This window comes from Rhizobium sp. BG4, assembly GCF_016864575.1.
In the GTDB taxonomy this organism is placed as follows: domain Bacteria; phylum Pseudomonadota; class Alphaproteobacteria; order Rhizobiales; family Rhizobiaceae; genus Rhizobium.
Genome location: NZ_CP044125.1, coordinates 1 through 18668, shown reverse-complemented (window position 1 = coordinate 18668; position 18668 = coordinate 1). Strand labels below are relative to the sequence as shown.

The 18668-nt window shown below is 61.9% G+C and carries 9 protein-coding genes and 8 pseudogenes; 15 read left to right on the top strand and 2 right to left on the bottom strand.

Annotated features, from left to right (window positions below):
* Window positions 1-97: 97 nt before the first annotated feature.
* Window positions 98-712, top strand: coding sequence for a GntR family transcriptional regulator (locus tag F2982_RS00085; protein ID WP_112711831.1), 615 nt, complete (start codon window positions 98-100; stop codon window positions 710-712).
* A 48-nt stretch (window positions 713-760) separates the two neighbouring features.
* Here F2982_RS00085 and F2982_RS00080 read toward each other — a convergent pair whose 3' ends face one another.
* Window positions 761-1573, bottom strand: coding sequence for a ferredoxin--NADP reductase (locus tag F2982_RS00080; RefSeq protein ID WP_203429983.1), 813 nt, complete (start codon window positions 1571-1573; stop codon window positions 761-763).
* Between the two features lie 246 nt (window positions 1574-1819).
* Between F2982_RS00080 and pcsA the strand changes: the two genes are divergently transcribed.
* From pcsA to F2982_RS00010, 14 genes and pseudogenes are all read left to right on the top strand, one after another.
* The gene (gene pcsA / locus F2982_RS00075; protein WP_112711833.1) at window positions 1820-2548 is read left to right on the top strand and encodes a phosphatidylcholine synthase; all 729 of its coding nucleotides are present in this window, start codon (window positions 1820-1822) and stop codon (window positions 2546-2548) included.
* A gap of 10 nt (window positions 2549-2558) precedes the next feature.
* Window positions 2559-3539 carry a quinone oxidoreductase gene (locus tag F2982_RS00070; RefSeq protein ID WP_112711835.1) on the top strand — a complete coding sequence of 327 codons (981 nt, stop codon included), beginning with the start codon at window positions 2559-2561 and terminating at the stop codon, window positions 3537-3539.
* A gap of 46 nt (window positions 3540-3585) precedes the next feature.
* A complete protein-coding gene (locus F2982_RS00065) occupies window positions 3586-5160 on the top strand; it encodes an ABC transporter ATP-binding protein (protein WP_203428909.1) in 1575 nt (524 codons plus the stop codon).
* Window positions 5150-6235: an ABC transporter permease gene (locus F2982_RS00060; RefSeq protein WP_203428908.1), complete on the top strand. Its 1086-nt coding sequence runs from the start codon at window positions 5150-5152 to the stop codon at window positions 6233-6235. The genes F2982_RS00065 and F2982_RS00060 overlap by 11 nt, the downstream gene beginning before the upstream one ends.
* Window positions 6232-7152, top strand: a complete 921-nt coding sequence (locus tag F2982_RS00055; RefSeq protein ID WP_199629300.1) for an ABC transporter permease — start codon at window positions 6232-6234, stop codon at window positions 7150-7152. The genes F2982_RS00060 and F2982_RS00055 overlap by 4 nt, the downstream gene beginning before the upstream one ends.
* A 54-nt stretch (window positions 7153-7206) precedes the next feature.
* Window positions 7207-8277, top strand: a complete 1071-nt coding sequence (locus tag F2982_RS00050; RefSeq protein WP_112711843.1) for a BMP family ABC transporter substrate-binding protein — start codon at window positions 7207-7209, stop codon at window positions 8275-8277.
* A gap of 153 nt (window positions 8278-8430) precedes the next feature.
* The gene (gene ytfQ / locus F2982_RS00045; protein WP_203428907.1) at window positions 8431-9393 is read left to right on the top strand and encodes a galactofuranose ABC transporter, galactofuranose-binding protein YtfQ; all 963 of its coding nucleotides are present in this window, start codon (window positions 8431-8433) and stop codon (window positions 9391-9393) included.
* 119 nt (window positions 9394-9512) lie between these two features.
* Window positions 9513-11037, top strand: a pseudogene (gene ytfR / locus F2982_RS00040) (galactofuranose ABC transporter, ATP-binding protein YtfR).
* Window positions 11034-12063, top strand: a pseudogene (locus F2982_RS00035) (ABC transporter permease). The pseudogenes ytfR and F2982_RS00035 overlap by 4 nt, the downstream one beginning before the upstream one ends.
* A pseudogene (gene yjfF / locus F2982_RS00030) lies at window positions 12060-13029 on the top strand (galactofuranose ABC transporter, permease protein YjfF). Before F2982_RS00035 ends, yjfF begins: the two co-directional pseudogenes overlap by 4 nt.
* Before the next feature lie 15 nt (window positions 13030-13044).
* A pseudogene (locus tag F2982_RS00025) lies at window positions 13045-13801 on the top strand (FadR/GntR family transcriptional regulator).
* Between the two features lie 91 nt (window positions 13802-13892).
* Window positions 13893-15250 (top strand): annotated as a pseudogene (gene glmU, locus F2982_RS00020) (bifunctional UDP-N-acetylglucosamine diphosphorylase/glucosamine-1-phosphate N-acetyltransferase GlmU).
* 100 nt (window positions 15251-15350) lie between these two features.
* Window positions 15351-17176, top strand: a pseudogene (gene glmS, locus F2982_RS00015) (glutamine--fructose-6-phosphate transaminase (isomerizing)).
* A 118-nt stretch (window positions 17177-17294) separates the two neighbouring features.
* Window positions 17295-18025 (top strand): annotated as a pseudogene (locus F2982_RS00010) (DUF502 domain-containing protein).
* Here the strand turns inward: F2982_RS00010 and F2982_RS00005 are convergent.
* A pseudogene (locus F2982_RS00005) lies at window positions 17981-18662 on the bottom strand (helicase-related protein); the annotation flags it as partial. The pseudogenes F2982_RS00010 and F2982_RS00005 overlap by 45 nt on opposite strands.
* Between the last annotated feature and the right edge of the window lie 6 nt (window positions 18663-18668).

Sequence of the window (18668 nt, the reverse complement as noted above, 5' to 3'; positions counted from 1 at the left end):
TCACCGCTCTTTGATATGTCATCCCCACACCCAACCTTGCCATTGCGCCGGATGCGTGTAAGGGATGATATATCAGTAAGTTGCGGCGGATCACCGAATGCAGAACTCGCAAAGTCACCAATCCTACCTGGCGCTTGAGCACGCGATCGTGACGCTCGCTGTGAAGCCCGGTGCCATGGTGACGGAGCGCCAGCTGATCGACATGACCGGCCACGGCCGCACGCCGGTGCGCGAGGCGATCCAGAAGCTCGCGTGGCAGGGCCTGATCATCGTGCGCCCGCGCGTCGGCCTGCAGATTGCTGAGATCGGCCCTGACGACCACGCCAGCGTCATGCAGGTGCGCCGCGAGCTGGAGCCGATTGCCGCGGCCCTCGTTGCCGAGCACGCGAACGAGGATCAGCGCGAGGCGCTCGCCGGCTGCGAGAACGCCATGCGGGCCTGCGCCGATAGCGGCGATCTTGCTGCCTTCTTCGCTGCCGACAAGGCGTTCGACGAAGTGCTGGAGGAGGCCTGTCCCAACCAGTTCATCACCGCGGCGCTCGGCCCGGTGCAGACCCATTCGCGCCGCATCTGGTACTCGACCGCCAACCCGTCCCGCATGGAGCGCTCGATCGCGCTGCATGTCGCAACGATCGAGGCGATCCGCGAGGGACGCACCGACGCCGCCCGTGACACGATGACCGTACTCATCGACTATCTCAGCCAGAAATGAAAACGGCCCCGTTTCCGGAGCCGTTTGCAATCAGATTGTCTGGAACGATCAGCCTACAAAGGCGCGTTCGATGACGAACTCGGCCGGCTTGCTGTTGGCGCCTTCTTCCAGGCCCGCCTTTTCGAGCAGTTCCTTGGTGTCCTTCAGCATGGCCGAGGAGCCGCAGATCATGCCGCGGTCGATCGCCGGATCGATCGGCGGGATGCCGAGATCGGTGAACAGCTTCCCGGACTCGATGAGGTCGGTAATACGGCCGGTGCGCTCGAAATCCTCGCGGGTCACGGTCGCATAGTGGCGCAGCTTGTCGCCGACGATTTCGGCGAGCAGCTCGTCGTTGCGGATTTCGTCAACGAGGTCGAAGCCGTATTTCAGTTCGGCAACGTCACGCGTCGTATGGGTGAGGATGACTTCCTCGAACTTCTCATAGGTCTCGGGATCGCGGATCAGACTGGCGAAGGGTGCTATGCCGGTGCCGGTCGAGAACATGTAGAGGCGCTTGCCGGGGGTCAGCGCGTCGAGGACCAGCGTGCCGGTCGGCTTTTTGCGCATCAGCACCTGGTCGCCAGGCTTGATGCCCTGCAGATGTGAGGTCAGCGGGCCATCCGGAACCTTGATCGAGAAGAATTCGAGCTCTTCGGCCCAGGCCGGGCTGGCGATCGAATAGGCGCGGAATACCGGCTTGCCCTCGACCATCAGGCCGATCATCGCGAACTCGCCCGAGCGGAAACGGAAGCCCTGCGGCCGGGTCATCGTGAAGCGGAAGAGCCGGTCGGTATAATGGGTCACGCTCAGCACCGTTTCGGCATAGACGTTTGCCGGAATGGAGGAGGCGAAATCTTCGGTCTTTGCAGGGGCGTTCATTTCGGTATCGGATCCCGTATTCATCGCACGAAAGTTCTATTGCGAGGCTGATATTACAAAACCACCGCAAATTAAAGGCAATCCATTCTCTGCCGCGTGCCAGCTGCGAAATATGCATGTCATTCTCATGATTCAACGCTCTGTGGGCTGTTTTCGCTTTTGATCTGGCGGAGCGGGGCAAAGGATGCATATTAGGGCCAAAACGCGCCCGGGAGTATCAGGGAGCGGCAGGCGCTACGGGGAAACATGAAGATTTTCAATTACAAGCGCGTACCCTACGCGGAGATGCGCGCCTTTTCCGTCCATATTCTGACGGCTTCCGGCTCCTTTCTGGCCTTCCTCGGCGTTGTGGCCGCTGCCGAACATCGTTTCATCGACATGTTCTGGTGGCTGGGCCTGGCGCTCCTCGTCGACGGCATCGACGGCCCGATCGCCCGCAAGGTGCGGGTCAAGGAAGTGCTGCCGAACTGGTCGGGCGACACGCTCGACAACATCATCGACTACGTCACCTACGTACTGCTTCCGGCCTTCGCGCTCTATCAGAGCGGCATGATCGGCGAGCCCTGGTCTTTTGCCGCCGCCGGCATGATCGTCGTCTCCAGCGCCATCTACTATGCCGACATGGGCATGAAGACCGAGGAATACTTCTTCTCGGGCTTCCCCGTCGTTTGGAACATGATCGTCTTCACGCTCTTCGTCATGGATGCGAGCGCGATGACGGCGATGATCGTCGTCACGGTCTCGGTATTCCTGACGTTCCTGCCGATCAATTTCCTGCATCCGGTCCGCGTCAAGCGCCTGCGGCCGCTCAATCTCGGCGTCTTCTTTCTCTGGTCGGCGCTCGGCATCTATTCGCTGCTGATGCATTTCGACATGCCGCATTGGGCGGTTGTCCTCTTCATCATCAGCGGTATCTATCTCTACTGCATCGGCGCCGTGCTGCAGTTCTTCCCGGCGCTTGGAAAGAGCGAATAGGACAGGCGCAATGGCAAAGACGCAGGCAGTCGCATTCACCCGCAATGGCGGCCCGGAGGTTCTTGACTATGTGGATGTCGATCTGCCGCCGCCCGGCGCCGGCGAGGTGCAGCTGAAACATGCTGCGATCGGCCTGAACTTCATCGACGTCTATTTCCGCGACGGCACCTACAAGGCGCCGCATCTGCCCTTCGTCACCGGTAAGGAAGCCTCCGGCACCATCACCGCTGTCGGCCCGGGCGTGACCGGCTTTGCCGTCGGTGACCGGGTGGCCTATGCCAGCGCCGATGGCGCCTATAGCGTCGAGCGCAACATCGACACCAAGCATCTGGTCAAGGTGCCCGACGGCATCAGTCTCGAGACTGCAGCGGCGATGATGCTCAAGGGCATGACGGCCGAGTATCTGCTGAACCGCACTTTCAAGGTCGGCCCGGAAACGGTCCTGCTGTTCCACGCCGCTGCCGGCGGCGTCGGCCTGATTGCCGGCCAGTGGGCGAGGGCGCTCGGCGCTACCGTCATCGGTACGGCGGGATCGGACGACAAGGTCAAGCTGGCGCTCGAGCACGGTTACGATCACGTCATCAACTACAGGACCGAAAACTTCGTCGAAAGGGTGAAGGAAATCACCGGCGGCAAGGGCGTCGATGTCGTCTATGACTCCATCGGCCGCGACACCTTCCCGCACTCGCTCGACTGCCTGAAGCCGCGCGGTCTCTTCGCCTCCTTCGGTCAATCCTCTGGCGGCATTGAGAATTTCACGCTTGCCGCACTCGCCCAGCGCGGCTCGCTCTTCGCCACCCGGCCGACGCTCTTCAGCTATATTGCGACACCGCAAGAGCTTAAGGATTGTGCAAACGCGCTATTTGCTGTTGTGCTGAGCAACAAAGTGCGTATCAATATCAATCAAACATATCCGCTACGTGAGGTGGGACGGGCTCACACGGATCTGGAAGCAAGAAAAACGACTGGAACTACGCTGCTGATCCCATAGAGATTCCGTGAAAAAGGACGGATCGGCAGAGAGAAATGAGGGGAACGTGTCGTCATCCAATGCGCCGTCGTCGGGTGCGTTACTGTCGGTCCAGAAGCTGACCAAGCATTTCGGCAGCTTTGCTGCCTGCAATGAAATCGACCTCGATATAGCCCCCGGCGAAATCCACGCTCTGCTTGGAGAAAACGGTGCGGGAAAATCGACCCTGGTGAAAATGCTGTTCGGCGTGCTGGAGCCGACGGCTGGTCACATCCTCTGGGAAGGCAAGCCCGTCACCATCGGCTCCCCCGGCGAGGCCCGCAATCTCGGCGTCGGCATGGTCTTCCAGCACTTCTCGCTGTTCGAAGCGCTGACCGTCGCCGAAAATATCGCTCTCTCGCTCGCTGACACCATCCCGATCGGCAAGATCGCCGAAGAGGCACGCACGCTGTCGCGCGCCTACGGCCTGCCGCTCGATCCGCATGCGCATGTCGCCGACCTCTCGGTCGGCGAACGCCAGCGCATCGAGATCGTCCGCGCCCTGCTGCAAAACCCGAAGCTGATCATCCTCGATGAGCCGACCTCGGTGCTGACGCCGCAGGAAGCCGACAAGCTGTTCGAGACACTCTTCAAGCTGAAGGCCGAGGGCCGCTCCGTTCTCTATATCAGCCACCGTCTCGAGGAAGTGCAGCGCATCTGCGACCGCGCCACCGTTCTTCGCCACGGCAAAGTGACCGGCGCCTGCGATCCGAAGCAGGAAACGCCGGCGTCGCTGGCCCGCATGATGGTCGGCAGCGATGTCGCGGCCGTCACCCATCCCGACCGCGGCAACAAGGGCGAAGTCCAGCTCGCGGTGACCGGCCTTTCGGTCTCTGCGCGTACTCCCTTCGCCATGCCGCTCAAGGACGTCTCTTTGGCTGTCCGCTCCGGCGAAATCCTGGCGATCGCCGGTGTGGCCGGTAATGGTCAGAGCGAACTCTTCGATGCGCTCTCCGGCGAATATCCCGTTGCCGAGCCGAACGCCGTGATGATCCGCGCAAAACCGGTCGGTACCCTCGGCATCACCGCTCGCCGTCTTCTCGGCGCCGGCTTCGTCCCGGAAGAACGCCACGGCCACGCCGCTGTCTCGGCCATGAAGCTGTCGGACAATCTGGTGCTGGCGCGCAGCCAGTCGGATCGCAAGTCCTTCCTTGGCGGAGGCTTCCTCGGTGTCATCAAGCACGGCGCAGTCAAGACCGCCGCGCGCCGCATTTCCGAAGCCATGGATGTCCGCAAGAGCGGAGACGATCCGGCGGCTGGGTCGCTCTCGGGCGGCAACCTGCAGAAGTTCATCGTCGGCCGCGAGCTCGACCGCCAGCCGGCCGTCCTCGTCGTCAATCAGCCGACCTGGGGCGTTGATGCCGGTGCTGCAAGCCGCATCCGTCAGGCTCTGGTCGATCTGGCCCGTGCCGGTTCTGCCGTCGTCGTCATCAGCCAGGATCTCGACGAGATCTTCGAAGTCGCGACCGAGATCGCCGTCATCTCTGAAGGGCGTCTGTCGCCGCCATTCCCGTCGGGCGAACTGACCCGCGAAAAGATCGGCCTGCTCATGGGCGGCCTGCATGAAAGCAAGCCCGCTGCGGAGGCCGGACATGCGCATTGAACTCGAAAAGCGTCCGCAGGTCTCGAAGCTTTACGCCTTCGTCTCGCCGCTGCTCGCACTGGCCCTGACGTTGATTGCCGGCGCCATCATGTTCGCCATTCTCGGCAAGGACCCGATCGAGGCGCTCGACGCCTTCTTCATCGAGCCGCTGCTCGAAGTCTGGTCGCTGCACGAACTGGCGATCAAGGCCGCACCGCTGATCCTGATCGCTGTCGGCCTGTCGGTCTGTTACCGTTCGAACAACTGGAACATCGGCGCCGAAGGCCAGTTCACGGTTGGCGCGATCACCGGTTCGATCCTGCCGATCGTCTTCACCGAATGGCATTCGCCGATGGTGCTGCCGCTGATGCTGATCATGGGCGCGATCGGCGGGGCGCTGTTTGCAGCAATCCCGGCACTGCTCAAGGCGCATTTCAACACCAACGAAATCCTGACTTCGCTGATGCTGGTCTATATCGCCCAGCTCTTCCTCGACTGGCTGATCCGCGGCCGCTGGCGCAATCCGCAGGGCTTCAACTTCCCTGAAAGCGTCGGCTTTCCGCCGGAAGCGACTTTGCCCGCGATCTGGGAGGAGTCCGGCCGCGCGCATTGGGCCTTCATCTTCGCGATCGTTGCCGCGATCCTCGTCTGGTTCATGATGAAATACACGCTGAAGGGCTTCGAGATCGTCGTCCTCGGGCAGTCGGAACGGGCAGGGCGTTTTGCAGGCTTTTCCTCGAAGCGGATGATCTGGTTCGGCTTCCTGTTCTCAGGCGCTCTGGCCGGTCTCGCAGGCATTTCCGAAGTCTCCGGTTCGATCGGCCACCTGCAGCCGGCGATCTCGCCGGGTTATGGCTTTACCGCGATCATTGTCGCCTTCCTCGGCCGCCTTAATCCGCTCGGCATCATTCTCTCCGGCCTGGTGCTGGCGCTGACCTATCTCGGCGGCGAGGCAGCGCAGCTGTCGATTGGTGTCTCCGACAAGGTTACGCGCGTCTTCCAGGGACTGCTGCTGTTCTTCGTGCTCTCCTGCGACACGCTCATCTACTACAAGATCCGCATCATCTGGTCGCGGGTTCGGGGAGGCGCGGCATGAGCATCTTCGAAGCAATCCTGCTGACGGTCATCACCGCCTCCACGCCGCTGGTCATCGCCGCACTCGGCGAACTCGTGGCCGAGCGTTCTGGCGTGCTCAATCTCGGTGTCGAGGGCATGATGATCATGGGTGCCGTTGCCGCCTTCGCCGGTGCGCAGATGAGCGGCTCTCCCTATGTCGGCCTGATCTGCGGCATCGCCGCCGGCGCGCTGTTTTCGCTGCTCTTCGGCTTCCTGACGCTGACGCTGGTCGCAAACCAGGTGGCGACGGGGCTGGCGCTGACCATTCTCGGCCTTGGCGTGTCAGGCATGCTCGGCGAATCCTTCGTCAGCGTTCCCGGTATCCGGCTGAGCCCCATCGTCTTCCCGTTCCTGTCGGATATTCCGGTGATCGGCTCGGTGCTGTTCCGCCAGGACCTGACCTTCTACCTGTCGATCGCGCTCTTGGTCGGCGTCAGCTGGTTCCTGTTCCGCAGCCGTGCCGGGCTAAAGCTGCGCGCCATCGGCGACAATCACGCTTCGGCCCATGCGCTCGGCATCAACGTCATCCGCACCCGCTATCTCGCCGTCATCTTCGGTGGCGCCTGCGCCGGTCTTGCCGGCGCGCAGCTGTCGCTCGTCTATACGCCGCAATGGGTGGAGAACATGTCGTCGGGCCGCGGCTGGATCACGCTGGCACTCGTCGTCTTTGCCTCCTGGCGTCCGCTGCGTGTCTTCGCCGGCGGCTATCTGTTCGGCGCCGTCACCATTCTGCAGCTGCATGCCCAGGCCTTCGGCATCGGCATTCCGGCACAGTTCCTGTCGATGCTGCCCTATGCGGCCACTATTGTGGTTCTCATCATCATTTCTCATAATCGGCGCACGACGTTGATCAACACGCCCGCGTCGCTTGGAAAAGCCTTCGTACCGGAGCGATAGAAGAAAAAATCAGACGGGTTTCCGGAAATCTCTTCAAAACCAACAGGGGTCACCATGAAGAAAATAGCACTCGCACTCGCCGCATCGGCTGCCGCGCTGATCAGCGTCGGTTCCGCTCAGGCGGCGGACAAGACCAAGATCTGCTTCGTCTATGTCGGTTCGCACACCGACGGCGGCTACTCGCAGGCACACGATCTCGGCCGCCAGCAGATCCAGAAGGAATTCGGCGACAAGATCGAAACGCCTTACCTCGAAAACGTGCCGGAAGGCCCGGACGCCGAGCGCGCCATCGAGCGTCTCGCCCGTTCCGGCTGCAAGCTGATCTTCACGACCTCCTTCGGCTTCATGGACGCGACCGTCAAGGTTGCCGCCAAGTTCCCGAACGTGAAGTTCGAACACGGCACCGGCTACAAGACCGGCCCGAATCTCGCGACCTACAACTCGCGTTTCTACGAAGGCCGCTACATCCTCGGCCAGATCGCTGCCAAGACCTCGAAGAACCACGGCGCTGCCTACATCGCCTCCTTCCCGATTCCTGAAGTCGTGATGGGCATCAACTCCTTCGAGCAGGGCGCCAAGTCCGTCGACCCGAGCTTCAAGCTGAAGGTCATATGGGTCAACACCTGGTTCGACCCGGGCAAGGAAGCCGATGCCGCCAAGGCGATGATCGACCAGGGCGTCGACGTCCTGACGCAGCACACCGACACGACCGCGCCGATGCAGGTTGCTGAAGAGCGCGGCATCCACGCCTTCGGTCAGGCCTCCGACATGATCGCAGCCGGCCCGAAGGCACAGCTGACGGCGATCGTCGACACCTGGGGCAACTACTACTCCAAGCGCGTTCACGCGCTGCTCGACGGCACCTGGAAGTCCGAGCAGAGCTGGGATGGCCTGAAGGACGGTATCCTCAAGATGGCCGACTACACCAACATGCCTGACGACGTGAAGAAGATGGCGCAGGATACCGAAGCCAAGATCAAGTCCGGTGAACTGCATCCCTTCACCGGCCCGATCAACAAGCAGGACGGTACGCCCTGGCTGAAGGCCGGCGAGAAGGCTGATGACGGCACGCTGCTCGGCATGAACTTCTACGTCGAAGGCGTCGACGACAAGCTGCCGCAATAATATCCGGCCGCAACTTTTGCGATTGCGAAAGGCGCTCCGATAGGGGCGCCTTTTTTGCTGCACTGCATGCTAGAATTACGATTTACAAAAGTAATACTATATGATTTTTTGACTCTCGTGCCGCGAGGAGGCGGCCTTTTGGGAGAGACAATCATGAAACTGAAAACTGCACTCTTGAGTGCCACGATTCTGGCTGCCTGCATGTTCGGTTCGGCCCAGGCCGCCGGTCTCGTTGTCGGCTTTTCGCAGATCGGCTCGGAATCGGGCTGGCGCGCTGCCGAAACGACCGTGACCAAGCAGCAGGCCGAGAAGCGCGGCATCGATCTCAAGTTCTCCGATGCTCAGCAGAAGCAGGAAAACCAGATCAAGGCGATCCGCTCCTTCATCGCCCAGGGCGTCAACGCCATCCTGCTCGCACCTGTTGTCGAAACCGGCTGGGATGCCGTCCTGAAGGAAGCCAAGGAAGCCGATATCCCGGTCATCCTGCTCGACCGCACGATCAAGGCGCCGGAGGATCTCTACCTCACCGCCGTGACCTCGGATCAGGTCCATGAAGGCAAGGTTGCCGGTGACTGGCTGGTCAAGACCGTCGGCGACAAGAAGTGCAACATCGTCGAGCTTCAGGGCACGACCGGTTCCTCGCCGGCGATCGCCCGCAAGAAGGGCTTCGAGGAAGCCATCAAGGGTCATAACAACCTGAAGATCGTCCGCAGCCAGACCGGCGACTTCACCCGCGCCAAGGGCAAGGAAGTCATGGAAAGCTTCCTGAAGGCGGAGAACGGCGGCAAGGATATCTGCGCCCTCTACGCCCATAACGACGACATGGCCGTCGGCGCCATCCAGGCGATCAAGGAAGCCGGCCTGAAGCCGGGCAAGGACATCCTGACGATCTCGATCGACTCCGTTCCGGATCTCTTCAAGGCGATGGCTGACGGCGAGGCGAACGCCACGGTCGAGCTGACGCCGAACATGGCGGGTCCGGCCTTCGATGCGCTCGATGCGTATCTGAAGGACAAGAAGGCACCGCCGAAGTGGATCCAGACGGAATCCAAGCTCTACACGCAGGCCGACGATCCGATGAAGGTCTACGAGGAGAAGAAGGGTCAGGGCTACTGATTTGACGCTGGAACCGCACCGGCCCATCATGGACCGGTGCGGGACTGCCTCTGCGTGCGGACGTCATGTCCCGCATTTGCAACGGCATGACGGGGTGCATATCAGGAAACGGCCGGACCATGATTCACGATTTCGAGAACGTCCTCGTCGCATCAGGCATATCGAAATTCTTCCCCGGCGCAGTCGCGCTGGACAAGGTGGATTTCACTCTGCGCAAGGGCGAAGTGCATGCGCTGCTCGGCGAAAACGGAGCAGGCAAATCGACACTCATCAAATGCATGACGGGCGCCTATCGCCGTGACGGCGGCGGCCTGACGCTCGATGGCGGTGACATCGATCCGGGCGATACGCTCGCCGCCCAGCGGCTTGGCATCGGCACCGTCTACCAGGAGGTCAACCTCCTTCCCAATCTCAGCGTTGCCGAGAACCTGTTCCTCGGCCGCCAGCCGCGGCGCTTCGGCATGGTCGACATCCGCACCATGAACCGGCAGGCGCGCGAGCTGCTCGCCCAATACGGCCTGACGATCGACGTGACCGCACAGCTCGACCGCTTCTCGGTCGCCGTGCAGCAGGTTATCGCCATCGCCCGGGCCGTGGATCTCTCCGGCAAGGTCCTGATCCTCGACGAGCCCACCGCCAGCCTCGATACGCAGGAAGTGGCGATGCTCTTCGGTATCATCAGAAACTTGAAGGAGAGGGGGCTAGGCATTGTTTTCATTACGCACTTCCTCGAGCAGGTCTATGAGATCAGCGACCGCATAACGGTGCTGCGCAACGGCCGCCTTGTCGGCACGCGCGATACCGCCGAGCTACCGCGTCAGGGCCTGATTGCGATGATGCTCGGCCGCGAGCTCGCCCATGCGGAGGAAGCGGCCAAGGAACGCAGCACCGAGGCCGGGGCGATGAAGTACCGCTTCGAAGGCTATGGCAAGCGCGGCAAGGTGAAGCCCTTCGATCTCGAAGTTCGCGTCGGTGAGGTCGTCGGTGTCGCCGGCCTCCTGGGTTCCGGGCGCACGGAGACGGCCGAGCTGCTCTTCGGGATCGAGAATGCCGATAGCGGCAAGGCGGAGATCGACGGCAAGCCCGTTGCTCTGAACAGCCCGCGAGCGGCAATCCGCCAGGGCTTCGGCTTCTGCCCGGAGGACCGCAAGACCGACGGTATCATCGGCGATCTCTCGATCCGCGAGAATATCGCCCTGGCGCTGCAGGCCCGCCGCGGCTGGGCAAGGCCGCTCTCCCGCAGCGAACAGAACGCCCTGGCCGACCAGTACATCAAGGCGCTGGATATCCGCACCACCGACCGCGAGAAACCGATCCGGCTCTTGTCGGGCGGCAACCAGCAGAAGGCCATCCTGGCCCGCTGGCTCGCCACCAATCCAGACTTCCTGATCCTCGACGAACCGACCCGCGGCATCGATGTCGGAGCCCATGCCGAGATCATCCGGCTGATCGAGGAGCTCTGTGCCAAGGGCATGTCGCTGGTGGTGATTTTCGTCGGAATTAGAAGAGCTTGTCGCCTATAGTTCACGTGTCATCGTACTTCGTGACCGCGAACATATCGCCGAGCTTTCAGGCAACAGCATTACCGCGTCGGGCATTGTCGATGCCATCGCCGCGGCCGAGAAGAAGACGGAGGATGCATGAGTTCCTCACTTAAGGCGCTCGCCATCCGCCTGGCGCCGCAATTGATTGCGCTTGTTGTCATTCTTTCATTGAATTTCATCATGTTCCCGCAATTCTTTAACGTCGTTGTTCAAAATGACCGGCTCTACGGCAGCCTCATCGACGTGCTGAACCGCGGCGCGCCCGTGGCGCTGCTGGCGATCGGCATGACGCTCGTCATCGCCACCAAGGGCATCGACCTCTCGGTCGGCGCCGTCATCGCTATCTGCGGCGCGGTCGCGGCCTCGTCGATCGTTTCGGGCAATTCGCTGGCCTATACGCTCGTCGTCACGCTGGCGGTCGGTTTGCTCTGTGGTGTCTGGAACGGCTTCCTCGTCGCCATCCTCAACATCCAGCCGATCATCGCCACGCTGGTGCTGATGGTCGCGGGCCGCGGCATCGCGCAGCTGATCACCGAAGGCGTGATCATGACCTTCAACGATCCAGGCCTGATCTTCTTCGGCAGCGGCTCCTTCGCCTATCTGCCGATGCCGGTGGTCATCTGGCTGCTCGTCGGCGCGATCGTCATACTGCTGGTGCGCCGAACAGCGCTCGGCATGCTGGTCGAGGCCGTCGGCATCAACAGACGCGCCAGCACGCTCTCGGGGTTCGTACCCCGGTGCTGCTGATGGCCGTCTATATGCTGAGCGCGCGCTCTGCGCGGCGATCGCCGGCATCATCGTCGCCGCCGACATCAAGGGCGCCGATGCCAACAATGCCGGTCTGTGGCTGGAGCTCGACGCCATCCTGGCGGTGGTCGTCGGCGGCAACTCGCTGCTCGGCGGCCGCTTCAGCATCCTGGGGTCGCTGATCGGCGCGATGATCATTCAGGCGGTCAATACAGGTATCCTGCTTTCCGGCTTTCCGCCGGAGTTCAACCTGATCATCAAGGCGATCATCATCCTCGTCATTCTCATCATCCAGTCGCCGGCGCTGCAATCGGCAGCCGCCTTCTTCAGCCGCAAGCCGGTGGAGAGCGCGGGCGTGCGCGTGGAGCAGCCGAAATGAATTCCCGTTACCTGCCTCTGCTCGCCACGATCGTCATCTTCATCCTGTCCTATGCGGCCTGCGCGCTGCAATATCCGAACATGCTGTCGACCCGCGTCGCCGGTAATCTTCTGACCGACAACGCTTTCCTCGGCATTGCCGCCGCCGTCGGCATGACTTTCGTCATCATCTCGGGCGGCATCGATCTGTCCATCGGTTCGGTGATCGCCTTCACCGGCGTCTTCCTCGCCGTCGTCCTGCGTGACACGACCGTTCATCGCTCGTTGCCTTCGCCATGGTGCTCGTCATCACCACCGCTTGGCGGCCTGATGGGCGCGTCATCCATTACCTGAAAATGCCGCCCTTCATCGTCACGCTCGCCGGCATGTTCCTGGCCCGCGGCATGTCCTACGTGCTGTCGATCGACAGCATCCCGATCGAGCACGAATACTACACGACGCTGACGGGCATCTATTACCGTCTGCCGGGCGGCGGGCGCCTGACGCTGATCGGTGCCATCATGCTGATCGTCTTTGCGGCGGGCATCTTCCTCGCCCACCGCACTCGCTTCGTCCACCAACGTCTACGCGCTCGGCGGCGGGGTTCAAACGGCAGAGTTGATGGGCGTTCCGGTGGCCAAGACCACTATCCAGATCTACGGCGCTTTCGGGCTTTTTGGCGGGCCTATCCGGAATCGTTTTTTCTCTCTATACGTCGGCCGGTTATTCCCTTGCAGCGGTGGGCGTCGAGCTCGACGCCATCGCAGCGGTCGTCATCGGAGGGACGCTGCTGACTGGGGGTGCAGGATTCGTAGCGGGAACCTTTATCGGTCTCCTGATACAGGGGCTCATTCAGACATACATCACCTTCGACGGAACCCTGTCGAGCTGGTGGACGAAGATCTTGATCGGGCTTCTGCTCTTCGCATTCATCTTGATGCAGAAGGCCATTCTGTTCCTTTCCAGCCTGAACAAGAGGTATGCCTGACGGAGGACGTGTTGCTTGCGCAGCAGAATGCTTGATACCCGCAAGGCGGGACGGAAAACGCGGACGAGCCACGCGCAGGTCGTGGACGAGCTTGGCAGGGCCATGGTCGCCGGAACATATCCGGTCGGCTCCATTCTGCCTGGCGACGCGGAGCTCGCCCAGCGTTTCAAGGTATCGCGCACTGTTCTTCGCGAAACGATGAAGACGCTGGCCGCCAAGGGCATGGTCGTCGCCAAGGCCCGCGTCGGTACGCGTGTGACGGAGAAGAACCTCTGGAACATGTTCGACAGCGAGATCATCGCCTGGCATTTCGACAATGGCGTCACCGAAGAGTTCCTGCTGCAGCTCTACGATATCCGTCTGGCCTTCGAGCCCTTCGCCGCAGGCCTGGTGGCGGAACGCGCCACCGGCGACGATATCGCCCACCTCCGCGAACTGGCGCTTGTCATGGCCGAGCCCGGGCACACGACCGAAAGCCTGGCGCTCGCCGACCTTCGCTTTCACCTGGCGGTCGCCGATGCCTCGCACAATCCCTTCATGCGCACGCTCGGAAGCCTGATCGAGGCCGCACTCGTCGGCATGTTCCGCATAGCACGCCGCCATCTCAGCAACTCAGGGCTTTTCCAATATCGCCGACACCCATATGCGCATCGTCGATATGATCGCCGCCGGTGATGTCGCGGCTACCCGCAAGGCGATGGAAGACGTGATCATCGATGGGCGCGATCACGTCCATGAAGCCTTTCTGACGATCAGCCGCGTCTCGGCCTAGCGGCGTAAGCCGATTTTTCATCTTTGTCGCCGCTTCGCCTTGCTGCTATGTCACAGCAAAGCGTCGAATAATGGATTCCCGGAGCCTGCACATGGAACGCACCTGCCTTGCCGTCATTCTCGCCGCGGCGACAGCACCCGCATGAAGTCTTCGAAGTCGAAGGTTCTGCATCCGGTCGCCAACCGGCCAATGATCGCGCACGTGGTCGATGCGGTCTCGAAGGCGGGTATTTCGTCGGTTGCGCTCGTCGTCGGCCGTGATGCCGATGAGGTTGCGAAGGCGGCCGCGATCGGTAGCGTTGCTGTCGAGACGCATCTGCAGAAGGAGCGGCTTGGCACGGCCATGCCGTGCTCGCCGCACGCGAGGCGATCGCCCGCGGCTATGACGACATCCTCGTCACCTATGGTGATGTGCCGCTGCAGACCGATGGGCCGCTGAAGGCAGCACGTCAGGGCTTGGCCGATGGCAGCGACATCGTCGTCATCGGTTTCCACACCGAAAAGCCCACCGGCTACGGCCGCCTGCTCGTCAGGGATGGCGAGTTGATCGCCATCCGCGAGGAAAAGGATGCGACGGATGCCGAGCGCGCCGTCAAGTGGTGTAACAGCGGCCTGATGGCGATCAACGGCCGCAAGGCTCTCGATCTGCTTGCCCGCATCGGCAACAGCAATGCCAAGGGCGAATATTATCTGACCGATCTCGTCGAGATCGCCCGCTCGCTCGGTGGCGCGTTACGGCCGTTGATGCGCCGGAGGTCGAAATGACCGGCTGCAACAACCGTGCCGAGCTCGCCAATATCGAGCGCCTCTGGCAGGAGCGCCGCCGCCACGAGCTGATGATCTCAGGCGTCTCGATGGTCGCGCCAGAAACGGTTTTCCTGTCGCATGACACCGTCATCGGTCAGGATGCGCTGATCGAGCCGAATGTCGTTTTCGGCCCGGTGTCACGATCGACAGCGGCGCCGTCATCCATGCCTTCTCGCATATCGAGGGCGCCCATGTCAGCGCCGGCGCCACCGTCGGCCCGTTCGCCCGCCTGCGCCCCGGTGCCGATCTCGGCGAGGGATCGAAGGTCGGCAATTTCTGCGAGGTAAAGAATGGCAAGATCGCCGAGGGCGCCAAGGTCAACCATCTGACCTATATCGGCGACGCCGTGGTCGGTGCGCACACCAATATCGGGGCAGGGACGATCACCTGCAATTACGACGGGGTGAACAAGCACGAGACCAGAATCGGTGCCAACGCCTTCATTGGGTCGAACAGCTCGCTGGTCGCACCTGTCCAGATTGGGGATGGCGCTTACATTGCGTCCGGCAGCGTCATCACCGATGATGTCCCCGGTGATGCTCTCGCATTCGGCCGCGCGCGACAGGAAATAAAGCCTGACCGTGCCAAGCTGCTGCGCGAGCGCGCCCTGGCAATCAAGGCTCAGAAGAAGGCCAAGGGCTGAGTTACGGCCCGAAATCCAAAGTGACCGCCTGACCGATTGAGAAATAAGAATAAATTGCTAGGAGTGGCGTCACTATTTCGAAGCGGTTGGGGATTATTTCATGTGTGGTATCGTTGGGATCGTCGGTAGCAAGCCGGTTGCCGGGCGTTTGGTCGATGCGCTGAAGCGCCTGGAGTACCGGGGTTACGATTCCGCCGGTGTCGCGACAGTCCATGACGGCGTCATGGATCGCCGCCGCGCCGAGGGAAGCTCTTCAATCTCGAAAAGCGCCTTGATTCGGAGCCGCTGCCGGGCACGACCGGTATCGCCCACACCCGCTGGGCAACGCATGGCGTTCCGAACGAAACCAACGCCCACCCGCATTTCGTCGAAGGCGTCGCCGTCGTCCATAACGGCATCATCGAAAACTTCTCGGAAATCCGCGATCACCTGACCGCCGAAGGCTCGGTCTTCGAAAGCCAGACGGATACCGAAGTCATCGCCCACCTGATGGCGAAGTATCTGCGCGAGGGTCTGCAGCCGCAGGCGGCGATGCTGAAGATGCTGAACCGCGTCACCGGCGCCTATGCGCTGGCGGTGATGCTGAAGGATCATCCGGGCACGATCATGGCCGCGCGTTCCGGCCCGCCGCTCGCCATTGGCTACGGCAAGCACGAGATGTTCCTCGGCTCGGATGCCATAGCGCTTTCGCCCTTCACCAACGAAATCACCTATCTCGTCGACGGTGACTGCGCGATCATCACCCGCGAAGGCGCGACGATCGTCGATTTCAACGGCAATGTCGTGAAGCGCCAGAAGCAGATTTCCCAGGCGACGGCCTATGTCGTCGACAAGGGCAATCACCGCCACTTCATGGAAAAGGAAATCTATGAGCAGCCGGAAGTCATCTCCCACGCGCTCAGCCACTATGTGAATTTCGCCGAGAATACGATCGGCGCCAATGCCGCCGGGATCGATTTCAAGTCGGTCAGCAGCCTGGCGATCTCGGCCTGCGGCACGGCCTATCTTGCCGGTCTCGTCGGCAAGTACTGGTTCGAGCGCTATGCGCGCCTGCCCGTCGAGATCGACGTTGCCTCGGAATTCCGCTACCGCGAAATGCCGCTGCAGCCGACGCAGGCGGCACTGTTCATCTCTCAATCAGGCGAAACCGCCGATACGCTCGCCTCGCTGCGATACTGCAAGGACAACGGCCTGAAGATCGGCGCCGTCGTCAATGTTCGCGAGTCGACCATCGCCCGCGAATCCGATGCCGTTTTCCCGATCATGGCCGGTCCCGAGATCGGCGTTGCCTCCACCAAGGCCTTCACCTGCCAGCTCGCCGTGCTCGCCTCGCTGGCGCTCGGCGCCGCCAAGGCCCGCGGCGTACTCAGCGCCAAGGACGAGAAGGTTCTGGTCAAGCATCTCTCGGAAATGCCGCGCATCATGAGCCGCGTGCTGAACCTCATCCAGCCGCAGATGGAAAGCCTGTCGCGCGAGCTGTCCAAGTGCCGCGATGTTCTCTATCTCGGCCGTGGCACCAGCTTCCCGCTGGCCATGGAAGGCGCGCTGAAGCTCAAGGAAATCTCCTATATCCACGCCGAAGGCTATGCCGCCGGTGAGCTCAAGCACGGCCCGATCGCGCTGATCGACGAGAACATGCCCGTCATCGTCATCGCGCCCTACGACCGCTTCTTCGAAAAGACCGTTTCCAACATGCAGGAAGTCGCGGCCCGCGGCGGCCGTATCATCTTCATCACCGATGAAGCGGGTGCCGGCGCCTCCAAGCTGCCGACCATGGCGACGATCACGCTGCCGAATGTCGATGAAATCATCGCGCCGATGATCTTCTCGCTGCCGATCCAGTTGCTCGCCTATCACACGGCCGTCTTCATGGGCACGGATGTCGACCAGCCGCGCAATCTCGCCAAGTCGGTCACGGTGGAGTGAAGCCTGAAATCCCCGGACGAGGCTTGTCCGGGAACCGAATTCTGGCAGCTTCGTTACGAAGGTACGGGGGAGCGCCTGATCACGAAAGCTGATAGACTCAAGGAGTTCATCGCGAGCGATGACCAACAAGCTTCCCCGCCTGCCGATTGCCACGCGCATCAGAAACAACTTCCTTGCGGGCCTCATCATCTGCGCCCCGATCGCCATTACGCTCTGGCTGACATGGTCCGTCGTGCGCTGGGCCGATAGCTGGGTGAAGCCCTATATCCCTGCGCGCTACGATCCCGACAGTTACCTGAATTTCGCCGTGCCCGGCTCCGGCCTGCTGATCGCGATGATCTTCATCACCATCATCGGCTTCCTCGGCAAGAACCTGATCGGCCAGACGATCGTGCAGTTCAGCGAGTCGCTGGTGCGCCGCGTGCCCTGGTGCGCAGCATCTACAAGAGCCTGAAGCAGATATTCGAGACGGTGCTCAAGGAGCGCAGCGATTCCTTCAAGAAGGTCGGTCTGATCGAATATCCGAGCGCCGGCCTCTGGTCGTTGGTCTTCATCGCCACCGACGCCAAGGGCGAGATCGCCTCGAAGTTCAATGCGATGGGCAAGGACATGGTCAGCGTCTTCCTGCCGCCGACCCCGGTGCCGACGGCGGGCTTTCTGATCTTCGTGCCGCGCGAAAAGATCGTCGTGCTCGACATGACGGCTGAGGACGGCGCCAAGCTTCTGGTTTCCGGCGGTCTCGTCACTCCGGAATATCTGCCGGTCGTGCCGGGCGCCGAGCCTGCGGCGCTGAAGCCGAAGGCCTCAGCCCGCATGAAGAAAGCGGATCGCCTCATCGCGCCGGAATAGATAGAGCAGGGTGCGCACGGCCTCTCCGCGCTCGCTCGTCAGATCGGATCGCGCTCGATCAGATAGGCGGCATCCTTGCGGGCGATCTCCAGGAGATCGGCATGGTCTTCAAGGCTGGCGATCCTGAACCCGGGCGTGCCTGACTGGCGGGTGCCCAGAAGCTCGCCTTCGCCGCGCAGCTTCAGGTCCTCTTCCGCAATACGGAAACCGTCTTCGGTTTCACGCATGATCGAAAGCCGCGCATGGCCGGTCTCACCGAGCGGTCCCTTGTAGAGCAGGATGCAGGTCGAGGCCTCGTCGCCACGGCCGACGCGGCCGCGGAGCTGATGGAGCTGCGCCAGGCCGAAACGCTCCGCATGCTCGATCACCATGATCGTCGCGTCCGGTACGTCGACACCGACTTCGACCACGGTCGTCGCGACCAGCAGCCGGATCTCGCCGCTCTTGAAGGCGAGCATGACGGCATCCTTCTCCGGTCCGCTCATGCGGCCGTGGATCAGGCCGATGCCGGGCCCAAGGGCCGAAACCAGCGTCGAATGCCGCTCTTCGGCGACATCAGGTCAAGCTCTTCGGACTCCTCGACCAGCGGGCAGATCCAGTAAGCCTTCTTGCCCTCGCCAAGCGCACCCTTCAGCCGCTGCAC

Coding starts and splice junctions, on each gene's coding strand:
- F2982_RS00080 (WP_203429983.1), bottom strand. CDS start 1,573: ATGAACGCCCCTGCAAAGACCGAAGATTTCGCCTCCTCCATTCCGGCA.
- F2982_RS00060 (WP_203428908.1), top strand. CDS start 5,150: ATGCGCATTGAACTCGAAAAGCGTCCGCAGGTCTCGAAGCTTTACGCC.
- F2982_RS00070 (WP_112711835.1), top strand. CDS start 2,559: ATGGCAAAGACGCAGGCAGTCGCATTCACCCGCAATGGCGGCCCGGAG.
- F2982_RS00055 (WP_199629300.1), top strand. CDS start 6,232: ATGAGCATCTTCGAAGCAATCCTGCTGACGGTCATCACCGCCTCCACG.
- pcsA (WP_112711833.1), top strand. CDS start 1,820: ATGAAGATTTTCAATTACAAGCGCGTACCCTACGCGGAGATGCGCGCC.
- ytfQ (WP_203428907.1), top strand. CDS start 8,431: ATGAAACTGAAAACTGCACTCTTGAGTGCCACGATTCTGGCTGCCTGC.
- F2982_RS00085 (WP_112711831.1), top strand. CDS start 98: ATGCAGAACTCGCAAAGTCACCAATCCTACCTGGCGCTTGAGCACGCG.
- F2982_RS00050 (WP_112711843.1), top strand. CDS start 7,207: ATGAAGAAAATAGCACTCGCACTCGCCGCATCGGCTGCCGCGCTGATC.